This is a genomic window from Aliiglaciecola litoralis, from assembly GCF_039523355.1.
GTDB classification, from domain to species: domain Bacteria; phylum Pseudomonadota; class Gammaproteobacteria; order Enterobacterales; family Alteromonadaceae; genus Aliiglaciecola; species Aliiglaciecola litoralis.
Map to the genome: position 1 here is coordinate 154,518 of NZ_BAAAFD010000001.1, position 23,443 is coordinate 177,960.

Sequence of the window (23,443 nt, forward strand, 5' to 3'; positions counted from 1 at the left end):
TCTCTCTAACGCTAGATTAAGAGCGTTTTGTTTGGAAAAAAACTGACATTGTCTGAGATTGGCCTGATTCGATATCGGTCAGGTCAAATACCAGCTTCCAGCGCATATTTGGTTCGCTGCATGCGCCAATAAAAAACTCCCCACTGTGCTTCACCCTGTCGTTTATTGTGTCGCTGTTGCTGATATGCACTGGCAATTTGCCCATGAACATATTAGTGCCTTCTACCCAAACTTGCTTCAATACGTACTGGTTTGCATGTTTTATATTGATTGCTATCATTTCTTCAATTCGAACCGGAAACGGTGTGACATCAACGACCACATCTGTACCTTCCAGCGACAGCTCACAGCTCACTGACTCTAAATAACATTGATTATGATACAAAATAGGTGATTTTTCTTGGTTCAGTGAATAAACCACGATAAGAATCAAAATCGTAACTATAATAGGAAAGGTTCGTTTAATCAGAATTTTGTACCTGTCAAAAAGGACGTTTGATTATTGATATAGGTGAAAGTCTGAACGATTAAACCGCGTAAGACAAGAAATCCTGAAAAACTATTGATTGAGATCAACTCAGTCGTGTTTTGAGTATCTTTTTGTCTCCAAAAACTTTATGATCCTGCGCGTTTATTACGAGTTTAGTTACTCAATTCAGTAACTTAAGTTAAAATATTGTTAACAGTGGCAAAATTGTCATTTTACACTCAACGACTGAGCACATTTGTGATGAGGTCAATCAAAATGAAGTGGAAGATCCATTAATATGAGCGTAACTAGCCAAGTACATCCAGAATATAACTATAAAGTTATCAGACAGTTTGCAATTATGACTGTCGTTTGGGGCATAATCGGCATGTCAGTAGGAGTGTTGCTTGCAGCACAACTATACTGGCCGGCACTGAATTTCGACATTCCTTATCTTACCTTCTCACGTTTGCGTCCACTGCACACCAATGCGGTGATTTTTGCATTTGGTGGTTGTGCACTTTTTGCGACTTCCTATTATGTAGTGCAAAGAACGTCTCAAGTGCGGTTGTTCAGCGATAAGTTGGCGTCTTTCACATTCTGGGGATGGCAATTAGTCATCGTGTTAGCAGCCATTACCCTTCCAATGGGTCTGACAACTAGCAAAGAGTACGCCGAGCTTGAGTGGCCTATTGATATTCTAATCACCCTTGTATGGGTCGCTTATATCATCAATTTCTTTGGCACTATGATCATTCGTAAAGTGTCACATATATATGTAGCCAATTGGTTCTTCGGTGCGTTTATGCTAACCGTTGCAGTACTGCACATTGGTAACAGTATGGCAATTCCAGTGTCTTTCACTAAGTCATATTCTATTTATGGTGGTGCTGTCGATGCCATGATGCAATGGTGGTATGGACACAATGCAGTTGGGTTTTTCTTGACCGCAGGCTTTTTGGGAATGATGTATTACTTCGTACCTAAACAAGCTGGGCGCCCAGTGTATTCTTACCGTTTGTCGGTTATTCATTTTTGGGCGCTAGTGTCACTCTATATATGGGCTGGTCCTCACCACTTGCATTACACCGCCCTACCCGATTGGACTCAATCACTTGGTATGGTGATGTCTGTTATCCTTTTCGTTCCTTCTTGGGGCGGCATGATAAACGGGATTATGACACTTTCTGGTGCTTGGCATAAATTACGTACTGATCCAATTTTACGCTTCTTAATTGTATCTTTATCTTTCTATGGCATGTCTACCTTTGAAGGCCCGATGATGGCTATCAAAACGGTTAACGCGTTATCCCATTACACTGACTGGACTATCGGTCATGTGCATTCTGGCGCACTTGGCTGGGTAGCAATGGTATCTATTGGATCAATTTATCACCTTATTCCGGTGCTATTTAACAAACCAGCCATGTACAGTATCAAGTGGGTAAACACGCATTTTTGGTTAGCTACAATTGGCGTAGTACTTTACATCGTAGCCATGTGGATGTCAGGTGTATTGCAAGGCTTAATGTGGCGCGCAGTCAATGCCGATGGCACCTTAACTTATAGCTTTGTAGAATCACTGGAAGCCTCTAAGCCATTCTACTTCGTGCGCTTTGTTGGCGGTGTTTTCGTTGTGGCTGGGATGTTATTAATGGCATACAACGTATACCGCACCATTCGGACGCCAAGTGACGAGTTTGAACCTGCACTTCGATCACAACCTCAAGCAGTTTAAGGAGATTTGAAATGAAGAATGTTCATGAGGTGGTTGAAAAGAATGTTGGCTTGTTGGCCATATTCGTACTGATCGTAATCAGTTTCGGAGCCTTAGTCGAGATTGCCCCATTAATGTATCAACAGCAAACAATGGAAAAGGTTGATGGTTTAGAGCCCTACACAGCGTTAGAGATGGAAGGTCGAGATATCTACATTCGTGAAGGATGTGTGGGATGTCACAGCCAAATGATCCGTCCCTTTAGAGCCGAAACAGAGCGGTATGGACACTACTCTGTGGCCGGTGAATCGGTGTGGGAGCATCCGTTTCTTTGGGGTTCTAAGCGAACTGGTCCAGACTTAGCCCGTGTTGGTGGTCGCTATAGTGACGAATGGCACCGAGTGCACTTGATAAATCCAAGAGATGTGGTTCCAGAATCTAATATGCCTGGTTTTCCATGGTTAGCGGAAAACACCCTTGATGGTGAATTAACTGCGGCAAAATTAAAGGTATTTAGAGACTTCGGTGTTCCTTATACCGATGAAGATATCGAAGGAGCAAAAGCAGCTGTTGCAGGTAAAACTGAAATGGAAGCCTTGATTGCCTATCTTCAATCATTAGGCACGGCGTTAAAATAATGGACTACGGTACAGCGGGTAGCATATTTACAGTTGTGGTTTTTGTCAGTTTCATCGGCATTGTGTTATGGGCAATGAGTGGCCGTGCTAAAACACGCTTTGATGAAGCACAAAATTTGGTTTTTGATGATGAACAAACCCAACAATCAGAAAAAAAAGAGCGGGAGTCTTCGATAAATGAGTAGCTTTTGGAGTATTTGGGTCTCGGTAATTTCACTGGGAACGATTCTAGGGTGTTACCTGTTATTGCGTTGGTGTTTAGCAAATAAAACTGGCATTGAAGAAGGTGACGATATGCACCATTCGTTCGATGGCATAATAGAGCTGAACAACCCACTACCACGTTGGTGGACAATCATGTTTTATATGGTCCTTGTGTGGGGACCGCTATATTTGCTTCTTTATCCGGGTTTGGGTAATTGGGAAGGTATTTTAGGCTGGAAAAGTTCGCATCAAAACGTGCAGTCTCTTCAAGAGTCGCGAGACGCCGTGCTGCAAGCCCGTGAAGAAGCTAAAGATTCAATTTTAGGTGTGAGTGTACAATACGATCGTGAGTTGATGCGTGCAGAGGAGCGTTTCGCTCCGGTATTCAATAAATATGCTGAGCAACCCATCACCGCTTTGGCAAAAAATGAAGAAGCATTAAAAATTGGCCAACGACTGTTCATGCAAAATTGCTCACAATGTCATGGATCAGATGCAAGAGGCCAACGTGGTTTCCCTAATCTCACAGACAACGATTGGCTGTATGGCGGTAGTCCGGAAGATATTAAGGCAACGCTTATCAATGGTCGAGGTGGTGTGATGCCAGGTTGGCTTGCTTCATTTGGCGAAAAAGGTATCGATGAGGTAGTCGCTTACACGCTAAGTCTCAGCGGTCGCCAAGTTGATCAAACCTTAAAGAATGCGGGTAAGCAACGTTTCGCAATGTGCGCAGCCTGTCACGGCCCAGATGGTAAAGGTAATCAGCAACTTGGCGCGCCAAACTTAACCGATAATATTTGGTTGTACGGCGGCACCAGAGATGCAGTAACCGAAACCCTCACTAATGGTCGTGCCGGTGTTATGCCAGCCTTTAAAGATACTTTAGGTGAAAAGAAAATCCATTTAGTAGCAAGCTACGTTTATAGTCTTTCTCAAGAAAAGTAGTTTTTTTGGTCCTCAACTTAAAAAAGCCTCGGTCAACGAGGCTTTGTTTTTAAAAGACTAACGTTAATGAAGCAAACAGATACATCCCCTTGGTACAAACAGTTTTGGCCTTGGTTTTTAATTACCATACCTTTATTGTCAATGATATTGAGCATCACTATGCTAAATTTAGCACTCAATACTGACGATAGTTTAGTTATTGACGATTACTATAAAGAAGGCCGAGGGATTAACCTTGAACTCACTAAGGTGCAAGAAGCCAAAGCGCTTAATATAAAAACCTTACTCAAAGTCGATGGAAACCGAATTAGTCTGGAGTTTTTGTCAGGTAGCCCTAAAACGGGTGAAGCATTACAATTATTCTTCTACCATCCAACGTTAGAAAAAATGGATTTTTCGGCATTGCTAACCCAAGACGCAAATGGCATGTTTAGGACCACCTTAGACTCGCCTATTTCGGGCAAATGGACAGTGACACTCACCCCAATGACCCACAACTGGAAAATTGTTCAACAAATACAATTACCCCGGAAGCAGGCATTCGCCTTTAACCCCTAATGGATAATCACGACGCTTCTTTGTGTTATCACTGCGGACTGCCTTTAAGTAAAGGAAATACTTATTCAGCAAAGGTACTCGGTCAGGAACGTACCATGTGCTGCCCCGGCTGTCAGGCCGTTGCTGAAGCCATAGTTGACAACGGTCTTGAGGATTATTACCACTTTCGAACCAGTTTTGCAGAGCAAGGTGAACAACAATTAGAGTCAACACTGGCCCACCTTAAGAGTTACGATCATCCGGAAATCCAACATGATTTTGTTATCTCTGATGGTAATGAAAAGCAGATTCAGTTAACCATCGAGGGGATTAGTTGTGCGGCTTGTGGCTGGTTAATTGAAAAAAAGTTACTCAGCATACCCGGTATTGTTCGAGTTGCAGTTAATGTTGCTGCTAGAAGAGCAACCATCAGTTGGCAACAAGACCTAGTCCAGCTGAGCCACATTATTGGTCAACTTGACCGTATCGGTTACCATGCATTGCCTTTTCAACCCGACGAACATGAAGCATCATTTCAAAAAGAAAATAAGCGGTTCTTACGAAAACTAGGCTTATCTGGCCTGATGACAATGCAAGTAATGATGTTAGCTATTGCTTTGTACTTTGGGATATTCGGGTCAATAGACGAACAAACGAAAACATTCTTTCATTGGATAAGCCTAATATTAGCCACCCCTGTAGTGCTTTATTCCGGTTCCGAATTCTATAGAAATGCATTGAATGGGCTACGTGTACGAGCTCTAAATATGAACTTTTCGGTTTCTTTGGCTGTTTTAGGGACATTTTTTGCCAGTGCTTGGGCAACCGTGACTCAATCAGGCGAGATTTATTTCGAGTCTGTTTGTATGTTCATCTTTTTGCTATTGATCAGTCGTTATTTAGAGCATCGAACCCGTTACAAGGCCAGCCAAATATCAGCGAACATGCTCAAATATATCCCCTTAAGTGCTACCTTAGTCGAAAACGAGTCGGTACAGCATGTTTTAGCTAAACAACTTCGTGTTGGTCAGCAAGTACTTGTTAAACCGGGCGAAACATTTCCAGTAGATGGTGTCATAGTGCAAGGACAAGGCGCTATCGATGAATCTATGCTTACCGGCGAATCCGAATCTATTATTAAGCAAGCTAAAGATGACGTCTTTGGAGGCACCTTAAACCTCAACGGCACATTTGTTGTGAGTGTTAAACACGAACTTAAACTGTCATTGGTAAATAACATACTGCGTCTTCAAGAGAGCGCGCTAGCCAGCAAACCCAAAGCCGCTATTTATGCCGATCGAGCCTCACAATTTTTTGTCATCATTGTATTAGTGATAGCGTTGATTAGTTATATAAGCTGGCTGCAGTTTCAACCCGATAACGCATTTTGGATCGCAATTGCAATTTTGGTCGCGACCTGCCCATGTGCACTGAGTTTGGCGACGCCTTCAGCATTGACCAGTGCAATCGCCAAACTAAACGAATATGGTTTGTTAATTAAACGAGCTGATGTACTGGACCTTATTCCTGATGTGGATACGCTGGTATTTGATAAAACCGGTACCCTTACCTACGGTAAGTTCTCAATTTCAGATATTAAATTGTTCAACAATTACGATAGACAACATGCATTGAAATTAGCGGCAGCATTAGAACAATATTCAGAACACCCGATAGCTAATGCTTTTACCGATACTCAACCTTATAAAATAAGTGAGGTCAGTTGTGATATCGGTCGCGGCGTCACTGGCGTTTACGCTGGTAGCAAAGTACAAATTGGCCATGTAAAGTATATTAAAAGTGATATCCCTGAGCTTTCTAGTGTGGCAGATGATTGCATAGTGTTAACTCAGGCTAATAGGCTGGTAGCCACCTTTGCTATCAAGGATCGCTTACGCGAAGATGCCAAACAATTGATTGATAGTCTCAAACATAAGCGGATCATAATGCTCAGTGGCGATTCGCAAAAAAATGTTGAAGCCATCGCGTCCAAATTAGCAATCAGTGACCGGTTATACAGACAATTACCTCATCAAAAACTTGACTATATTCGAGGCTTACAGGCTCAAGGTGCTAAAGTGTTAATGGTGGGGGATGGTATCAACGATGCGCCAGTACTCGCCGCAGCGGATGTGTCTGTCGCTATGGGAGGCGCCGCTGATATGTCAAAACGCTCAGCTGATGTAGTGATGTTAAATCCAGATCTGATAAACCTCAATCAGCTGTTTGCTATGTCAATTAAAGTACGCAAAAAAATCAAACAGAATATGCTTTGGGCAATAGGCTACAATCTGTTGATCTTACCTCTGGCTATCGCTGGATTGCTAACCCCGTGGATGGCCGTGATAGGAATGTCATTGAGCTCTATTATCGTGGTCACAAATTCAGTAAGATTATTAAGATAATTACCTCAGCAAGTTGATTTAAGACTAACGGGAAACGCCTTGAATATCATTTATGTGTTAATACCAATCGCGATTATTTTAGTGTTAGTTGCTATTGGCGTATTTTTTTGGGCTGTAAAAAATGATCAATTTGAAGATCTAGAAAGACAAGGATTAAGTATTTTGTTTGATGATGATCTTGCATCTCCAAACCAAGAGCCACAAACGGAAGAACAGCCTCAAGCTCTCAAAAAACATAACAAAAGCATCGATATCAATAACAACATAAGCAAAGATGACTGATATAAGCTGGTATAGCGCAATATTGATTGGACTTGCTGGTAGTGTCCATTGTGCTGGAATGTGCGGTGGCATTGTCACTTCATTTACCTTCATGCTACCAAAAGCACAAAGCCCCCTTCCCTATATGTTGGCCTACAATGGAGGACGTATTTTATCCTATGCAATTGCTGGCGGTATCGCCGGGTATTTAGGCAGTATGGTGTCCAGTCGAAGTTGGATAAATCCGCAATTTTTGCCCCTACTAGGCGGCGTATTTATGATCCTATTGGGACTGTATATTGGGCAGTGGTTAAATTGGCTGACCCGAATTGAAAAACTCGGCGGTTATTTCTGGAGATTGATCCAACCGGCATCAAAACGTTTTATCCCCTTCAAACATCCAATATATGCACTACCATATGGCATGATTTGGGGCTGGCTACCCTGTGGCTTGGTCTATTCAACCTTAACGTGGAGTGTCGCGTCGGGCAGTGCAAAAATTGGCTTTCTTACGATGCTATTGTTTGGTTTAGGCACCCTACCCATTATGCTTGCTATGGGCGCCAGTGCTAAAACCATAAGGCACTATTTGGCGAATAGATTCGTTAGGCAATCCGTCGCAACCATCCTCACCATATTCGGCTTGCTTTTAACCTATCGAGCAATCCATAATTGGTAAAAGTCATTCTCATGAGTCATTGATGCAGGCCACATCTGATTTCAGTATTCGCTGCCAAAATTGCAGCTTCAACCATCTTTGTATTCCTGTCGCGTTGAATCAGACCGAAATGCAAAGCTTAGATGACATTGTTGAACGCAAAAAACCGTTGCACAAACTCGACCAGCTTACCTCACCTGGGCAGAAATTCACTTCGTTGTTTGCGGTACGAAGTGGCTCGTTTAAATCTTATATTATCTCACCAGATGGCCAACAGCAGATTACGGGCTTTCATTTCCCAGGGGACATAGTAGGGTTCGACGGTTTATGTACCGAACAATATCAAAGTTTCATTCAAGCCATGGAAACGTCGATGGTCTGCGAATTACCTTTTGATAAGCTTGATGAAATGAGTGTTAAGCTGCCCTCACTTCGAAAAGAAATGCTTAAAATCATGAGCACTGAAATTAAATCAGATCATGACATGATGATGCTCCTGAACAAACGCACGGCAGAAGAGCGTATCGCTTACTTACTGCTTAACTTGTCAGATAGATTTGCTGCCAGAGGATTTTCACCATCGGACTTCAACTTGCCGATGACAAGAAGTGAGATTGGCAATCATCTTGGTTTGACTGTTGAAACCATTAGTCGATTACTCACCCGGTTACAAAAAGAAAAAATCATACTGGTGGACGGCAAACTGATCCAAATACTAAAGCCACAAGCATTAAGACAGAAAACCGAGTGAATTAAAGATCGCAAACTATCGCAGCCCCACCATAAAAATAACAGTTCTTATTAAGACACCCACTTTTAAAGTCCAGTTTTACTGAGACACCCACGTTAAAAATGGCGAAACGGCCATTTTGTTCTAAGTTTAGGGTAACCAAACAACCAAGGATGGTCTGTTATGCCCCAACCACGCAAAAACCAAATCAGTTTAATTGATACTCCTTACTACCACTGTGTTTCACGCTGTGTTCGTCGCTCTTTTTTGTGCGGTGAAGACTCGTTTACTGGACAAAGCTTTGAACATCGCCGGGCGTGGGTAGAAAAACGTTTGTTGTTTTTAGCGTCAGTGTTCGCCATTGATATTTGTGCGTATGCGGTGATGAGTAATCATACCCATGTGGTGCTGTGTGTGGATAAAGAAACCGCGGATAGCTGGTCGATGACTGAGGTGATTAGGCGTTGGCATCAGTTGTATCAAGGCACCTTATTGAGTCAACAATATCATAAAGGCGAGCCGCTCAGTGATGCTGAGCTTGTGAGTCTGGAGCAAACGGTCACTATTTACCGTCAACGCTTATACGACATCAGTTGGCTGATGCGCAATCTGAACGAGCACATCGCCCGTGAGGCGAACAAAGAAGATGACTGTACGGGGCGGTTTTGGGAAGGACGCTTTAAATCCCAAGCCTTGCTAGATGAAAGTGCGCTAGTAGCCTGTATGGCCTATGTCGACTTAAACCCTATTCGAGCCAACATGGACAGCACTCCTGAAACCTCAAAACACACCAGCATTCAAAGACGTATTCACGCGCTTATCAAAGGTGAACAGCCCCGCACCTTAATGCGCTTTGTAGGCAATCACAAAAAAGACATGCCTAAAGGTATCGCGTATAGCCTAATCGATTACTGTGAGCTGATTGAGAGAACGGGCAAGTGTATTCGTCAGGATAAAGCAGGTCATATCAAGCCGCAACACAGCTCCATTCTAAACAGTCTTGGTCTGAATACCGAGCAGTGGTTAACCCTAACGACCGAGTTTGAACAACACTTCTACACCGCTGTAGGCAGTGAACACATGCTTCAACAATTCAAACAACACACAAAGCATCAACGCATACGAGGGATGGCAAAGGCCAGAGCGTTATTGCAACATGCCTAGAAACAATCCAATCCAAAATAAACACCCATCAACTCAATGTTGCTAAGTCCGGCTGCCTGTTATTTGAGAAATAAGGCGATTTTCAGCATACACCTCAACCAAAATAAGAAAACAGCCAATTAATTCGCGGTTTAAGAAAAGACACACCTTGAATTTTACAGAGCTCTGTAATTGTTTTATACCTTCTTATAGTGAGTGTCTCAATTATTAAATGAGTGTCTCAATTATTTTCTTAATTTTTTGAGCGCCACGTTCGTACCATTAATAAGTTTATGGAAGGTTTGCACAAAGGCTTGGTTCTTTTAAGTATTTGTCATACTAAGTTGGCATTCTAAGGATCTGTTCTTACACTTAAGATTAACTCGTTCTATCATGGAAATGGAAATCGTTATGGCTAGGTTTAATAAAATTCTTGCAGTTATAGATCCAGCAGCACTGGAACAGAAATCATTGCAGCGAGCCATCTTATTGGCCCACAAAACCGGAGCAAGTATTACCGCGTTTTTAACTATTTACGACTTTTCATATGAGTTAACCACTATGCTCTCGGTGGATGAACGAGAAACCATGCGTCAAGCTGTGGTGGATGATCGAACGGATTGGCTTGAAAGCATCATACAACCTTTATGTGATGGCGCTATTTCAATCGATATTAAAGTGGTCTGGCATAACCGCCCCTTTGAAAGTATTTTATTTGAAGTGGTTGAAAATAACTATGACATTATTGTCAAAGGCACTAAGCAACACGATACCCTTAAATCTGTCATTTTTACGCCAACTGATTGGCACTTGTTGCGTAAATCTCCGGTTCCGGTGTTATTGGTAAAAGATCATGACTGGCCTGAAGACGGCAACATCATTGCCGCTGTGGATGCGGGAACTGAAGATGATGAACATCAAAACCTAAATGTTAAAATGACCCACATGGCGCTCAAGTTTAGTGAGTTACTAAATGGGCATGTACATTTGGTTAACTCCTACCCTGGGACACCCGTTAATATTGCCATTGAAATACCTGAATTTGATCCGGTTAGTTATACAGAAGCGGTCAAGAAACACCACACCGATAGTATGCATGCCCACGCCAAACAATTTCCGATTGATGTTAACCACCTGTACATTAGAGAAGGGTTACCAGAGAATGTTATTCCTGATGTGGCTAATGAGATTGATGCCGAACTTGTCATTATTGGCACTGTGGGAAGAACAGGAATAACGGCAGCGCTCATAGGAAATACCGCTGAACACGTAATTGATAAACTTGATTGCGATGTGTTAGCACTCAAACCAGACGGTTTTGAATGCCCAATTAAGCGCTAAAACAAGTATTGAACTATAGGTAAATACTCTGATAATAGGTTTGTCACCGGTAGTGTGGCTGGTATAATGTCCAGCTTTGCCGTAGATGAGATTCAAAGGATCCGCATGAACCAACCTAGCCACAATTTTGCCACACCCAAAAACGATGATAGCAAAATTCAAAAACGGCTGAGTCGTCTAGTCGGTAAGGCTATCGCTGACTTTAATATGATAGAACAAGGCGATAAGGTTATGGTGTGTCTATCCGGCGGCAAAGATAGCTACACCATGCTCGATCTTTTGCTGCAGAAGCAGCGAACGGCCCCCATAGATTTCACATTAATAGCGGTAAACCTAGACCAAAAACAACCGGGTTTTCCCGATCATGTGTTGCCAGAATATCTGTCTAAACTCAATGTAGACTTTCACATTGTGACTGAAGACACCTACTCCATTGTCAAAGACAAAATTCCGGAAGGGAAAACGACCTGCTCTTTGTGTTCTAGGCTGCGACGAGGAATCTTATATAAAACAGCGACTCAATTAGGCGCCACTAAAATTGCCTTAGGCCACCATCGTGATGACATGTTAGAAACATTATTTCTCAACATGTTCTACGGCGGAAGGTTAAAATCCATGCCGCCAAAGTTGGTAAGTGATGACGGCAAACAAATGGTTATAAGACCTTTAGCCTATTGTACTGAAGCTGATATCAGTCACTTTGCTCAAGTCATGGAGTACCCGATTATTCCGTGCAATTTATGTGGCTCACAAGAAAACTTGCAACGTAAAGTGATTAAACAGATGTTGCAAGATTGGTCAACTCGTTTCCCTGGACGGATAGAAAGTATGTTTAAAGCAATGCAGAACGTGGTGCCGTCACACCTCGCAGATCCACAAATTTTTGATTTTAAACACCTTGAGACTCAGGAAGCCCCATTTAAAGATGGCGATCTAGGGTTTGATCCTATGCCGTTAGAATCTCCCACTACGGATTTAGACAAAGTTTCAATTATCAATTTGAATTAAGTAAGGAAGTATTCTCGGTGAAAATAGGCTTAGCATTAGGCAGTGGCGCAGCAAGAGGCTGGGCTCACATTGGTATTATCCAAGCATTGGAAGAATTAGGTGTAAAAATTGATGTTGTCGCTGGCTGTTCAATAGGGGCTTATGTTGGCGCGGCTTATGCGAGCAACAAACTTACGCCACTTGGAGAATGGGCCAGTTCACTCACTGAATGGCAAGTACTCGGATTAATGGGCGTAGGGATCCGTAAAGGAGCATTGGCCAGTGGTCATCGAGTATTTAAAGCACTCGAAGAAAAATTTTGCGAAGAAAATTTTGAACAACTTGCCCTTCCCTTCGGTGTGGTTGCTACCGATCTATACAGTGGTAAGGAAGTCGCGTTTACGAAAGGACCTATTGGCAGTGCTGTACGCGCATCCTGCGCCATTCCGGCACTGTTTCCGCCGGTTGCTTATGAAGGACGATGGCTGGTCGATGGCGCGGTTGTCAATCCCGTACCTGTGAATCTTTGTCGTCAATTGGGCGCCGACTTTGTCTTTGCGGTTAACCTAAGTGCTGATTTTCGTCCTGAAGTTCAATTGGCGTTCCAACAAGAGCATGAGCGCAATCTGCAACGCACAAACGACTTCTTTAATAAAAGTCAGTCCTTTATGCAGCGTATTTTTAGCGGACGCTTCAAGAAATCCGCTGATGAAGATATTGATTTAGATGACAGTGATGAAACACTAGATAACCAATATGACCAAACACCTCCGCTGGAAACGGTTCAAAGCAGTGCCGACCAAGCCACGCAAAGTGAGTTAGCTACCAATCAGGAACAACCCACGTTTGCTCCAGTGAAAATGCATTTAACCGATACCACACCGAGTATTCTAGGCGTCATGTCGAGTTCATTAGACATTCTTCAAGCCCGTGTCACACGGTCACGTTTAGCAGGAGATCCACCAGACATTCTTATTGAGCCACAACTGCGTGATTTTGGGATAATGGAATTTCATCGCGCCGGTGAACTCATCGAAGAAGGACGGCAAAGTGTCATGCGCGTAGCTGAACAGATTAAATACCAATTGCGTTTGAACTAAGAACTAATCGCAGCTAATACCTGAGACTGTTATTTAAGCAAGGCATACCCTTATGAGAGCATGCCTTGCTTTTCATTAGTCACTGAGTTTTTAGTAAATAGATAAAATCCACGCTTTTATTAACGCTTAAAGGACCTTATATTTTCACCGTTTATAGTAACGAAAATTATTCAGTCTCAAAACCAGCCTGTTTCCATGCGCCTAAAGAACCCATGAATACTTTGACATTTTCAAATCCATTACAACTTAAGTATGACGCTGCAACTGAAGCGCGCATACCACTGGCACACATAGTGATGTAGCGTGCGCTTTTGTCCAAGGAATTCATTTTTTCCGGTAATTCACCTAAGAATATGTGCTCACTATTTGAGATTCGACAACTTTCGTACTCTGTTATTTTTCTGACATCTAATAATTGCCAGCCATCTTCAAGCAGTTCTTTTACCTGTTTAGGATCGACAATATCAGTAGATGCCACCTCTCCCCCCGTAGCGGCATATCCGGGGAAATTAGCCTCGACAAAACACTGAGTGTTATCGTAACCGATGCGAGAGAAATGTAGCGCTGCCTCGCTGGCCATTTGCTCATTCTGAGCGACGATAGTGATTGAGTCTTTACTAGATAACAACCAACCTGCATAAGCGGTAATTAAACCAACCGGCAACGCAATACTGCGAGGATGATGTGCTCCTAAAAAGCATTCAATATTTCTTACATCAATTAATATGGTGCTATCAAGATTTAGGTCGCTAAAGCTTGTTGGACAAACAATACGTGGTGAATCGTAAGCTGCAGCGCCCGTCATATTAAGACGTTCCATATCGTTAAAATACGGCGCGTAGTAGTGATGTTCCTTAACTTTTTTGTCGATAAACTCTTGTCTATCATTTATCACTAGCATTGGATTGTTTCGAGACTCGTGCTCTATCGTAGAGAACTCTCTATCGGCCATACCATCGCCACAAACAGAGCCGGCTCCGTGGGCTGGATATAAAATAGCAGCTGGCGCGCGAGACTTAATTTTTTCAATACTGTCGTATAGCATTCCTGCAATGCGTTCTTTTTCATTAGGATAAAAGTCGGTTCTTCCCACATCACCGACAAATAACGCATCCCCTGTAAAAACTGCTGCAGGACCATTATCAAATTCAAGATCGGTTAGAAGGATCGAAATACTATCCTTTGTGTGCCCCGGTGTTTCGATGATCTCTAGTTGAGCATTACCAATTTTGAATACCTCACCCTCTTTCACTGTTTTGGCATATTCAATAGGGCTTTCTGGATTAGGTCCATGATATACATTCGCGCCGGTCATTTCGCTTAGAATGGGGGAACCACTGATTAGATCTTCATTACGGTGGGTTTCAATGATAGCGATTAATTTACACCCATTTGCTTTGCAAATTTGAACGTATTCATCAACATCACGACGAGGATCAATCACAGCTGCCTGACCATCACTACCAATGACGTAAGATAGATGTGCTAATCCTGGCGTTTTAATCGTTTCAATAAACATAGATAATCCTTTGGTTATGAAAATCAAAATAAGCTTAGCAGAAGGATTAGCTAAAATTCAACAGTAGCACCATTACGTCGAATTTAAGTATAGAGGTGTTATTTAGTCAGTGATTGCAGTAATTCTGAACGGCGTCGATGGTAGTGTTAAGGGTTGCATTTTTTGAATCCATTTCTTGTCCAAAATCAGCTTATTCCCTGCAACGTTTAAATCAGCTTCCAAGCTTGCTGGTAATGGCTCAGCGAAGTGCATCTGCAAGCCAATAACGTCGGGCATTAAAAATGACATAAAACCGCCAACGTCATCAAAGAAGCTTTCGTATTGCCCCAGTAAACTTAACAGTTCATTTTGCTGATAAGTACGTTTTAAATACGCCGGTTTCGTTTCAAGTTGCACCGACAAATCACATTGGTTAGCTTGTTCTTCCAGATTGATGTGAATCACGCCATGCGCCTGCTTTAAGGCCAACTCTGTGGGTAATATAAACCGTTGTTCGTCCGATACACTTACCGGCAACGTTACTTTGGGCGTGACAATCTGCGCTGTTCGAATATGGCAAAGACTATCAGAGGCAATGTTTTTAAACCCAAAAGCAAACTGTAAGCCTTGAGTTTCATCATTGTCTATTTTTTTAAGGTGGCTATAAAAGCTGGCATACTCGACTTTTAATTCATCAGCCCAGCTTAGACCGCAAAACAATACAAGTAGCAATAAGGATATGTATCTCATAACGTCATTAACTTCCTGTTATAGCGGATCATTTGAATCAACTCTTTAATATACTCATCACCTCTTTCAGAGTATCGCCCCAAGCCCTTAGCCAATTCTACTGCCGATATACGACGATCATTTTCGCGCAGTGATAACCGAATATTTCGTAAGTCTTTATAGGCATAATGGCGGTTTATGTTTCTAAAGTAGGTTCTAACCGCGTGTCGTAAGTTTTTAAATTTAGCCACTTCATGGGCCGCACCGTCATTTCGCTGTCTTGGAACAAAGCCGCACCCACGCCTAAAGCACCATAAACCAAAGAAATTATACCCTTCTCTGGCGAATCTTGAGGTACCCCAAGCAGACTCGTTTGCGGCCTGCATTAACACCAGCTCAGCAGGAATCACATCGATACGTTTGAGTAATATTGACAAAGTAGCAGCAAAGTCACCATCTGGCTCAACTCGATAATCTTTGACCAGGGTTTCCAAAGTTTGCAATTCTTGCGCATCAAAACGTTGTTGCTGTTTCAGTTTGTCTTGTAAACCCATTAAAAAACGGCGCTTCTCATAGATGATCCGGTTTTGGTAGGCAACCGCAGGCAGTAGATAATCAAAAAATGCTTTTTTGCGGGCTTTAATATCAGTAATTGCTTTAAAGTCAGGCATTTCAGGCTCAACAAATTCATAGACTGCAAATTCATCTATTTCAATTTCCTCACTAGGAGGAAATAAAAAGGGATAAGCAAAAGCAACCACACCAAATATCCAAATTAGCGCTAAATAGGTTATTCGTTTTATCGATGGGATCTCGATACTGTAGACTGAATGATTAGGCTTCAAATGTACTTTCATCCTGATTATCTATCTGATTAGAGCTTGGCATTTTAGCATAGCCAAATAGGTCTCGATACAATGCACCTTTGACGATGTGATAGAAAGGAAAAAGTACCAAAAATCCCAAGCCATAAGTCATGATTGAGAGGATCATTAACACCGTAAAAATGACGTATAACAAGATAAATTTAGGTAAATAGCGATTCACCATACGAACCGATAACATTAAGGATTGCAACGGCGTCATCTTTTTATCTACCGTCAGCAAGATAGCAAATCCCGTTGCCATGTAAATGTATAAACCAGGTAGCACATATAAACTCATACCTAGCCCCGTTAATAAAGCGACAAATATTGAAATAATCACGATTGGCAGGAAGCGCGGGATCTGTTCAAACAACTCCCCTACTTTGAGTTTACTTTGTAGATTAGCTTTCACTCCTTGCAACATAAAAGCGGCTAAAAACGGGGCCAAAAAAATCTGAATAATTAATTGAAATGACAAGATCTTCGTTTGGGTAAGATCTTCTTCAGTCTGAATTCCTTCTATTTTGATAAAAAGAAAAAAGATTAAAAAGGCGATCCCCATAAGAATTATCATCATTTGTAAGAAAGGAAAAAAATGTTTTAAGGTATTTTTAAACCCCTCTTTTAAGATCAAATTGAGGTCAAACTGATATTCTCCATTCAGATTCTTTTCGACGATTTCATGTTCACTATCGTGTTGCGTTTGTTTCATTAAAATCCAAGTAAATTAGCGTGTTATGTTGAAAATATAAGTTTAAAAGCGAGCGCTATTAGTATGATGCCCATGATACGATCAAACCAATAACCGTTAGCCATTAAGGTACTTCTAACCCTTGTACCGCTCAGTAAATAAGATAGAAAGCAAAACCACAGACCAGTAGCAAAGGCTAAGTACAACCCATAGGTAATTTTAACTTCTAATGGTGTTTCAGGTGAGACGGCAACCGCGAAAACGGTCAGAAAAAATAGCGTCGCCTTGGGATTAAGTCCATTTGTAACTAAGCCAATCATAAAAGACTTTTTGTCTGATGTGGGTTGGCTGCATAGGGAACATTGTTCTAGATTAGGATTTGGCGCTACCGGAGGTTTACTTCGAATTGCGCCCCATCCTAAATACAATAAGTAGGCAGCCGCAGCGTAAGCAAATAGTTGGAATAACCAAGGTGTGGTTTGAATTAAGATACCAATTCCGAGTAAAGAGTAAATAACGTGGATTAAGATCCCCACACCGATCCCAATGCTGGTATACATCGCAGAGCGCCTGCCACTGCTAACACTTTGCTTGACGACCACCGCAAAATCCGGACCTGGGCTTGCTACTGCAAAAAAATGTAAGGTAGCAATTGCTGCAAATTCGAGCCAATAAAGGCTTAATGTTTCAAACATCACTATCCTATTAACTGTTCTACATACTGAGGAATGACGTCACTGGCCAACCCATAATATGATTGTGAAAATTCATAATGATTACTACTGGGCTCTAAATTAAGTTCGACCGTATGTGCACCATAATAATTGGCTTCTTTAACAAAACCAGCGGCAGGATAAACACTGCCTGAGGTGCCAATTGAGATGAAGTAATCCGCATTCTCTAGCGCTGATGATATCTGTTCCATATGCATCGGCATCTCACCAAACCAAACAATGTTTGGTCGTATGCTGTTTGCTGGGGTACAGCAATCACATCGGCTATGACGATCATACGCGGCCGTTGTTTCAACAACTTGCCCAGACCGGCAGCACCGATAACTTAGTAGGTCACCGTGCATATGCAAAACACGTTGAGAACCGGCCAATTCGTGCAAGTTATCGACATTTTGAGTCACTAATAAAAAACGATCACCTAACTGCGCTTCTAATTTTGCAAGCGCTTTATGCCCTTCATTGGGATACACTTCACCATGGGTTAACTGTGCTCTTCTTTGATTATAAAATCGATAGACTAGGTCAGGGTTTCGCGCAAAGGCTTCAGGCGTAGCAACCTCCTCGATTGAGTGGTTTTCCCAAAGCCCATCATTGTCCCTGAAGGTTTTTAATCCCGACTCTGCGGAAATACCCGCACCAGTTAGCACTACTACACGAGATTGTTTTGTTAATAGATTACTCATCTTAATTCGCAATTACTTACGTAATCTACAGGACCTTTTTTACTAATGTGAAAATTTCGTTACACTAGGCACAATGCATAATAAAAAATTGAAGCTTTTAGTGCCTAAACCTAAGTTTGTAACCCTCATTACCCAATGTTACCAGCAGCTATCACCAAATGGTCGAAAAATTGCGAATTATTTGCAACAAAATCCAATGGATATATTAAATCTTTCTGTTTCGGAGATTGCTGAAATCACGCATACCTCAAAGGCCACCGTCAGCCGTTTTTTTAGGCAGTTAGGGTACGCCAATCACAGTGATGTAAAAGAAGAAATACGTAGTACTCGTCATCTAGGTCATCCTGTAAGCATGGTCCATGATAATAATGATTATGTGAATCAAGAATTAGATCGCATTAGGCAAACATGGGATAACGTAAAAACACAAGATATTAATGAATTAGTACACGCCATTAGCATGGCATCTCGGATCACCTTAATTGGCTTTCGTAACAGTTACCCTGTGGCTTTACATTTCCGGCAACAGCTATTACAGATACGCGGTAAGGTGCGTTTATTACCGCTTCCAGGTCAATCTTTGGGGGAAGAGATTGAGGATATCGCAGATGATGAACTGGTGATCTTAATTGCATTTAAGCGGCGTCCAAGGATAGTAAAACAATTAATTGAGAAGCTCCCAACGAGACAACTTGTATTAATGGCTGACCCTTCAGCGCAAATTTATCAACATCAAGTACAACAACTCTTTATTTGCCAATTGGGACAAGAGTTACCTTTGGATAGTTTCTCTGCGCCAATGTCGGTAGTTTCGGTGATCTGTAATCAAATTTTAGCTTCCGGAAAATTTTCAGGAAATAACCGAATAGCGGCGATAAACAAAATTTACACTGAGCTTGATGAGCTGGAATAATATAATGGGTTATGCTGCACGAAAGACTATTTACCGCGTTAAAATGTGCGAATTCAGAGTTAACCTTATTTATATCAATATTCGTTGTTTCGCTTGACTAAAAGTGCAAAGAGTCCTTTTATACATTCACAATTAATCTATTGAAATCACATGGAAATCTCGCACAACAACCCTTTTGTGCTAATCACCGATATAACTGCTAAGCACAGAAAAACCGATAAACTACCAATTCAAGCATGGCCTTTAGCGATTAAGGACGTGATTGATATCGCTGGTTTTCCAACAGCGGCTGGTAATCCCACGTGGTTACACACACATAGCGTCCCCCAAACGACCGCATCTATCGTAACTAAGTTAGTGGATGCCGGCGCTAAAATAGTAGGTAAAACCATTACCGATGAATTGACCTACAGTCTCGACGGTCAAAATATTCATTATCCCCCATTAACTAATAGTCGAGATTGCAAACGTATCTGCGGTGGTTCATCAAGTGGTTCAGCCATAGCAGTGGCAACGGGCAAAGCACGCATAGGGCTTGGCACAGATACTGGTGGTTCAGTTAGAGTGCCCGCGAGTTACAACGGCCTTGTTGGATTTCGACCAACACATGGGGTAATAGATAATCAAGGCGTTGTTGCTCTTGCACCGCAGTTTGACACTTTAGGCTGGATAACTCGCACAATTACAGACACCTTGACTGTTGCTGAGGTTATTTTTGATGAGACTTTTGATACACCACTAGAACATCCCTTCGTACTTTCGACTATGCTTTCTATATGTGAACAACCAGATGAGATTGAACAAACATTAAAGCAGGTGCTATCAGCGCCATTGACCATCAATAGTAGTATAACCAAGTCGCTACTTTTAGAGTCAGCGGAGGCATTTAGAGTACTTCAAGGACGAGAAGTTTGGCAAACACATGGACCTTGGATAACTCAACATCAACCTACTTTTGCCAAAGACATTGAGGCACGTTTCGTATGGGCTTCAAAATTAACTCTTGCTCAAGAGAAACAAGCAAAGCAAGTTCAATTGAAGTTACAAAGGTTAATAGAGAGTATGTTCGTAGATGGTCATTATTTGCTTTTCCCTACTACACCTGGCCCTGCTCCGTGGTCAAGTTTTACAACCAAAGAAGCATCTGACTATAGAGAATTATTAATGGCCTTTACATGCATCTCTGGACTAACTGGTACACCGCAGGTTCAGCTGCCTCTTTATGCAAAAACAAATGCTCCCACAGGAGTTTCGTTGCTTGGTCCAAAAGGCAGTGACTTATCGCTAATACGACAGGCTAAGTTCTTAATGGAGCGTTACCATGAAATCTAACTATAATTTCGAACATTCTAATAGGAGCATGGGCTTTACAGCACCTCATTATGCAGCGGCACAGGCAGGTCAACATATATTAGAAACTGGCGGTACAGCAATAGAAGCCATGGTTGCTGCAGCAGCGTCGATCGCAGTGGTATATCCTCATATGAATGGTTTGGGCGGTGATGGCTTTTGGTTGATAAGTGAGCCTGGAAAAAAGCCGATTGCAATTGATGCCAGTGGCTGTGCGGCACAGGCTGCCACACCAGCGTTATACGCTCAATATGACAAAATCCCAACCCGAGGAGCTAAATCAGCGTTAACCATGGCGGGCGCCGTATCAGGCTGGAAGCAAGCTCTTGTTATTAGTCAACAATGGCAAAATAACAAAGGTTTGGATGAGCTTTTTGCAACGGCTATAGGCCAAGCCGAATGGGGATTAGAAGTTACTCAGAGTCTTACGGATGCGAGTTTTCAAACCTTTAATGAATTGTCTCCCATGCAGGGATTTGAACAGTTTTTAATTAAAGGAAAAGCCCTTAAAAAAGGTAAAATCGTTAAATTACCGCAACTAGCGAATACCTTGCGAGAATTATCAAATCGGGGACTCGATGATTTTTACTGTGGTTCCATAGCCCAGCAACTGAGTGACGATTTAACTATAGCCGGTTCGCCTATTGCCATTGAGGACTTTCACTCATATAACGCTAAGCAAGTTTCTCCCTTAAGTGTCAAAACGTCCAACGGCGTTTTATACAATATAGGTGCGCCAACACAGGGCGTTGCCTCGTTACTTATTCTTGCGCTTTTTGACAAACTTAAAGTCAAAGTCACATCTGAAACAGATTTAGTTCACCTGCTTGTTGAATGCACCAAACTTGCCTTCATTCAACGGGATCTGCACGTATCCGACGCCTCACGTTTAACCTTGCCACTTGAGACATTGTTAGAAGCCAGCAATATTGAATCACTTTCGACTAAAATCGACATGCAAGCCGCTTTGCCTTGGCCACAACAAGCTAAACAAGGCGATACCGTATGGATGGGCGCTTGTGATAATAAAGGCCGAATGGTTAGTTATATTCAAAGCCTATATTGGGAATTTGGTAGCGGTATCGTGTCACCCTCAACAGGGGTGGTTTGGAATAATCGTGGTACATCTTTCAGCTTAGATCCCAGATCGAATCAATTCATACAACCTGGCTTAAAACCATTCCATACACTGAATCCTGCCTTTGCGGAGCTTAACGATGGTCGCCGTATTGCCTACGGCACTATGGGGGGTGAGGGGCAACCACAAACACAAGCGGCTATTTTCAGTCGTTATGTGGATCAGCACATTCCTTTGGTAGAATCTATCGCCGCTGGGCGATGGTTATTAGGCAGAACATGGGGTGAACAATCACACAATTTGAAGGTTGAGGCTGACCTAGACTCGCGGGTTATTTGTGAATTAAAAGCCCGTGGTCATGACGTTCAAGCAGTAACGCCAAATAACGAAATCATGGGGCATGCCGGCGCGGTTGTCAGGCATAGTAATGGTCGCGTTGACGCTGCCTCAGATCCTCGTAGTGATGGTAAAGCATTCCCACCCGTATGAAATAACAAAACATATTCAAACTAAGCATGTTTTTAATAATTTCGTTTTACTCACTACGCTTATCCCAGTCGCTATACTTATTAAGCAATCGGGCAGTTGTTGTCAGCCCCCCACTCGCTCCATGAACCGTCGTAAACCAACCAGTTTTTGAGACCAATCTGTTCTGCCGCTAACGCCAAGATACAGGCTGTTACGCCGGAACCGCAGCTAAATATCAAGGTTTTATTCGCTAGATTTAAACCCAGTGACGCAAATTCATGGCGCAGTGCTACAGTGGATTTAAAGCGGCCACTTTCAAGCAATGCAGCATAATGCAGATTATACGATGTTGGAATATGCCCAGCTCTTACTCCTCGTCTAGGTTCAGGCTCTAAACCTAAGAACCGAGATCGTCCGCGTGCATCGATAATGACACATTGTTCATTGGTAATGCTGTTTAACACGTCTTTTTTACTGGCGAGACGATGATAGGCCGAAACACAATGCTGTTGAATATCGCATGTTTGTGGGGTCGACAGTTTTCCTTGTTGTGCTTTACCATCCGATAGCCAAGCAGCCAATCCACCGTTTAAAACGCTAACCTTTTCAAAGCCCAATGCAACTAACATCCACCATACCCTAGGGGCACAAAACATATTTTGGTCGTCATAAACCACAACATTACTTTGTTGGTTAATCCCAAGCTTGGCTAAGTCTGCGATAAATTGGCTTTTCTCAGGCAACATATGCGGTAAGGCTGATGTTTTATCGACAAAGTCAGACTCAAAGTCGAATAAAATTGAATGAGGAATGTAACCTGACTGTTCGTTTTGCAATGGCGGCGCTAGGTTACTTTGGGTTCGCGTGTAAAGCACTGTGGTAGCCGAGCTTGCTAGCATCACATTCAGTTCATCGACTTCTATTAACGATTTCGGTTTAGTCGATTTCAAAATCATATTCCCGTTCAACTTTAGCAATCCTCACTTTATAGGCTTGATACCATTGTTGACGACCCATTTTTTGCGCTATCAAGTGATCACTTTGTTGTTTCCAGCGCTTGATGCTGTCTAAACTTTGCCAATATGACACCGTGATACCTAATTCCTGTCGGGCCGATTCTATTCCTAAGAACCCTTCTTGTTGACTGGCTAGTTTCACCATTTCATCAGAAGTTTGTTGATAGTCCTGCTCTACACGAGTGCGCATAGAAGTAAAAATAACTGCATAATAAGGGGGTTTCGGGGTGCTGGCGAATTGCGTCACAGATCAACTCCTTGCTATATTGTAGCTATAATAGA

At 42.3% G+C, this 23,443-nt stretch carries 25 protein-coding genes; 16 read left to right on the plus strand and 9 right to left on the minus strand.

Annotated elements, in window-relative coordinates; genetic code table 11:
* Positions 1 to 16: 16 nt before the first annotated feature.
* Positions 17 to 421: a hypothetical protein gene (locus tag ABD036_RS00645; protein ID WP_343855633.1), complete on the minus strand. Its 405-nt coding sequence runs from the start codon at positions 419 to 421 to the stop codon at positions 17 to 19.
* Between the two features lie 346 nt (positions 422 to 767).
* On the opposite strand from ABD036_RS00645, the gene ccoN reads away from it, so the two are divergent.
* The 13 genes from ccoN to ABD036_RS00710 all read left to right on the plus strand — a co-directional run bounded on the left by ccoN (position 768) and on the right by ABD036_RS00710 (position 13,135).
* On the plus strand, positions 768 to 2,207 hold the full coding sequence (gene ccoN / locus ABD036_RS00650) for a cytochrome-c oxidase, cbb3-type subunit I (RefSeq protein ID WP_343855634.1): 1,440 nt from the start codon (positions 768 to 770) through the stop codon (positions 2,205 to 2,207).
* A gap of 11 nt (positions 2,208 to 2,218) precedes the next feature.
* Positions 2,219 to 2,824 carry a cytochrome-c oxidase, cbb3-type subunit II gene (ccoO, locus tag ABD036_RS00655; RefSeq protein WP_343855635.1) on the plus strand — a complete coding sequence of 202 codons (606 nt, stop codon included), beginning with the start codon at positions 2,219 to 2,221 and terminating at the stop codon, positions 2,822 to 2,824.
* A complete protein-coding gene (locus ABD036_RS00660) occupies positions 2,824 to 3,009 on the plus strand; it encodes a cbb3-type cytochrome oxidase subunit 3 (RefSeq protein ID WP_343855636.1) in 186 nt (61 codons plus the stop codon). Before ccoO ends, ABD036_RS00660 begins: the two co-directional genes overlap by 1 nt.
* Positions 3,002 to 3,973, plus strand: a complete 972-nt coding sequence (ccoP, locus tag ABD036_RS00665) for a cytochrome-c oxidase, cbb3-type subunit III (RefSeq protein ID WP_343855637.1) — start codon at positions 3,002 to 3,004, stop codon at positions 3,971 to 3,973. The genes ABD036_RS00660 and ccoP overlap by 8 nt, the downstream gene beginning before the upstream one ends.
* Before the next feature lie 66 nt (positions 3,974 to 4,039).
* The gene (locus tag ABD036_RS00670) at positions 4,040 to 4,531 is read left to right on the plus strand and encodes a FixH family protein (protein WP_343855638.1); all 492 of its coding nucleotides are present in this window, start codon (positions 4,040 to 4,042) and stop codon (positions 4,529 to 4,531) included.
* Positions 4,531 to 6,915 (plus strand): heavy metal translocating P-type ATPase, encoded by a 2,385-nt coding sequence (locus ABD036_RS00675; RefSeq protein WP_343855640.1) that lies wholly within the window; start codon positions 4,531 to 4,533, stop codon positions 6,913 to 6,915. Before ABD036_RS00670 ends, ABD036_RS00675 begins: the two co-directional genes overlap by 1 nt.
* A 39-nt stretch (positions 6,916 to 6,954) precedes the next feature.
* Complete coding sequence (gene ccoS / locus ABD036_RS00680; RefSeq protein ID WP_343855641.1) at positions 6,955 to 7,197, plus strand: cbb3-type cytochrome oxidase assembly protein CcoS; 243 nt, start codon at positions 6,955 to 6,957, stop codon at positions 7,195 to 7,197.
* Positions 7,190 to 7,855: a sulfite exporter TauE/SafE family protein gene (locus ABD036_RS00685; RefSeq protein WP_343855643.1), complete on the plus strand. Its 666-nt coding sequence runs from the start codon at positions 7,190 to 7,192 to the stop codon at positions 7,853 to 7,855. Before ccoS ends, ABD036_RS00685 begins: the two co-directional genes overlap by 8 nt.
* 22 nt (positions 7,856 to 7,877) lie before the next feature.
* A complete protein-coding gene (gene fnr / locus ABD036_RS00690; protein ID WP_343855644.1) occupies positions 7,878 to 8,585 on the plus strand; it encodes a fumarate/nitrate reduction transcriptional regulator Fnr in 708 nt (235 codons plus the stop codon).
* Positions 8,586 to 8,747: 162 nt separating this feature from the next.
* A complete protein-coding gene (locus ABD036_RS00695) occupies positions 8,748 to 9,728 on the plus strand; it encodes a transposase (RefSeq protein ID WP_343855645.1) in 981 nt (326 codons plus the stop codon).
* Positions 9,729 to 10,118: 390 nt separating this feature from the next.
* Positions 10,119 to 11,048, plus strand: a complete 930-nt coding sequence (gene uspE / locus ABD036_RS00700; protein WP_343855646.1) for a universal stress protein UspE — start codon at positions 10,119 to 10,121, stop codon at positions 11,046 to 11,048.
* 105 nt (positions 11,049 to 11,153) lie between these two features.
* Positions 11,154 to 12,056, plus strand: coding sequence for a tRNA 2-thiocytidine(32) synthetase TtcA (gene ttcA / locus ABD036_RS00705; protein ID WP_343855647.1), 903 nt, complete (start codon positions 11,154 to 11,156; stop codon positions 12,054 to 12,056).
* A 17-nt stretch (positions 12,057 to 12,073) separates the two neighbouring features.
* The gene (locus ABD036_RS00710) at positions 12,074 to 13,135 is read left to right on the plus strand and encodes a patatin-like phospholipase family protein (RefSeq protein ID WP_343855648.1); all 1,062 of its coding nucleotides are present in this window, start codon (positions 12,074 to 12,076) and stop codon (positions 13,133 to 13,135) included.
* A gap of 166 nt (positions 13,136 to 13,301) precedes the next feature.
* Here ABD036_RS00710 and ABD036_RS00715 read toward each other — a convergent pair whose 3' ends face one another.
* From ABD036_RS00715 to cobB, 6 genes are all read right to left on the minus strand, one after another.
* Entirely contained in the window at positions 13,302 to 14,654 is a 1,353-nt protein-coding gene (locus ABD036_RS00715) for an MBL fold metallo-hydrolase (RefSeq protein WP_343855649.1), read from the minus strand.
* Between the two features lie 102 nt (positions 14,655 to 14,756).
* Positions 14,757 to 15,383, minus strand: a complete 627-nt coding sequence (locus ABD036_RS00720; RefSeq protein ID WP_343855650.1) for a DUF2987 domain-containing protein — start codon at positions 15,381 to 15,383, stop codon at positions 14,757 to 14,759.
* On the minus strand, positions 15,380 to 16,219 hold the full coding sequence (locus ABD036_RS00725; RefSeq protein WP_343855652.1) for a glucosaminidase domain-containing protein: 840 nt from the start codon (positions 16,217 to 16,219) through the stop codon (positions 15,380 to 15,382). Before ABD036_RS00725 ends, ABD036_RS00720 begins: the two co-directional genes overlap by 4 nt.
* Positions 16,197 to 16,940 (minus strand): DUF2189 domain-containing protein, encoded by a 744-nt coding sequence (locus ABD036_RS00730; protein WP_343855654.1) that lies wholly within the window; start codon positions 16,938 to 16,940, stop codon positions 16,197 to 16,199. Before ABD036_RS00730 ends, ABD036_RS00725 begins: the two co-directional genes overlap by 23 nt.
* A gap of 23 nt (positions 16,941 to 16,963) precedes the next feature.
* On the minus strand, positions 16,964 to 17,614 hold the full coding sequence (locus ABD036_RS00735; protein WP_343855655.1) for a LysE family translocator: 651 nt from the start codon (positions 17,612 to 17,614) through the stop codon (positions 16,964 to 16,966).
* Between the two features lie 2 nt (positions 17,615 to 17,616).
* The gene (gene cobB, locus ABD036_RS00740; RefSeq protein WP_343855656.1) at positions 17,617 to 18,336 is read right to left on the minus strand and encodes a Sir2 family NAD+-dependent deacetylase; all 720 of its coding nucleotides are present in this window, start codon (positions 18,334 to 18,336) and stop codon (positions 17,617 to 17,619) included.
* A 100-nt stretch (positions 18,337 to 18,436) separates the two neighbouring features.
* Between cobB and ABD036_RS00745 the strand changes: the two genes are divergently transcribed.
* The 3 genes from ABD036_RS00745 (at position 18,437) to ABD036_RS00755 (ending at position 22,166) form a co-directional block, all read left to right on the plus strand.
* The gene (locus ABD036_RS00745; protein ID WP_343855657.1) at positions 18,437 to 19,249 is read left to right on the plus strand and encodes a MurR/RpiR family transcriptional regulator; all 813 of its coding nucleotides are present in this window, start codon (positions 18,437 to 18,439) and stop codon (positions 19,247 to 19,249) included.
* A gap of 150 nt (positions 19,250 to 19,399) precedes the next feature.
* On the plus strand, positions 19,400 to 20,581 hold the full coding sequence (locus tag ABD036_RS00750; protein WP_343855658.1) for an amidase: 1,182 nt from the start codon (positions 19,400 to 19,402) through the stop codon (positions 20,579 to 20,581).
* Positions 20,571 to 22,166: a gamma-glutamyltransferase family protein gene (locus ABD036_RS00755; protein ID WP_343855659.1), complete on the plus strand. Its 1,596-nt coding sequence runs from the start codon at positions 20,571 to 20,573 to the stop codon at positions 22,164 to 22,166. The genes ABD036_RS00750 and ABD036_RS00755 overlap by 11 nt, the downstream gene beginning before the upstream one ends.
* Positions 22,167 to 22,246: 80 nt before the next feature.
* Here ABD036_RS00755 and ABD036_RS00760 read toward each other — a convergent pair whose 3' ends face one another.
* Positions 22,247 to 23,095, minus strand: a complete 849-nt coding sequence (locus tag ABD036_RS00760; protein WP_343855660.1) for a sulfurtransferase — start codon at positions 23,093 to 23,095, stop codon at positions 22,247 to 22,249.
* Entirely contained in the window at positions 23,082 to 23,408 is a 327-nt protein-coding gene (locus ABD036_RS00765) for an antibiotic biosynthesis monooxygenase family protein (protein ID WP_343855662.1), read from the minus strand. The genes ABD036_RS00760 and ABD036_RS00765 overlap by 14 nt, the downstream gene beginning before the upstream one ends.
* Positions 23,409 to 23,443 lie beyond the last annotated feature (35 nt).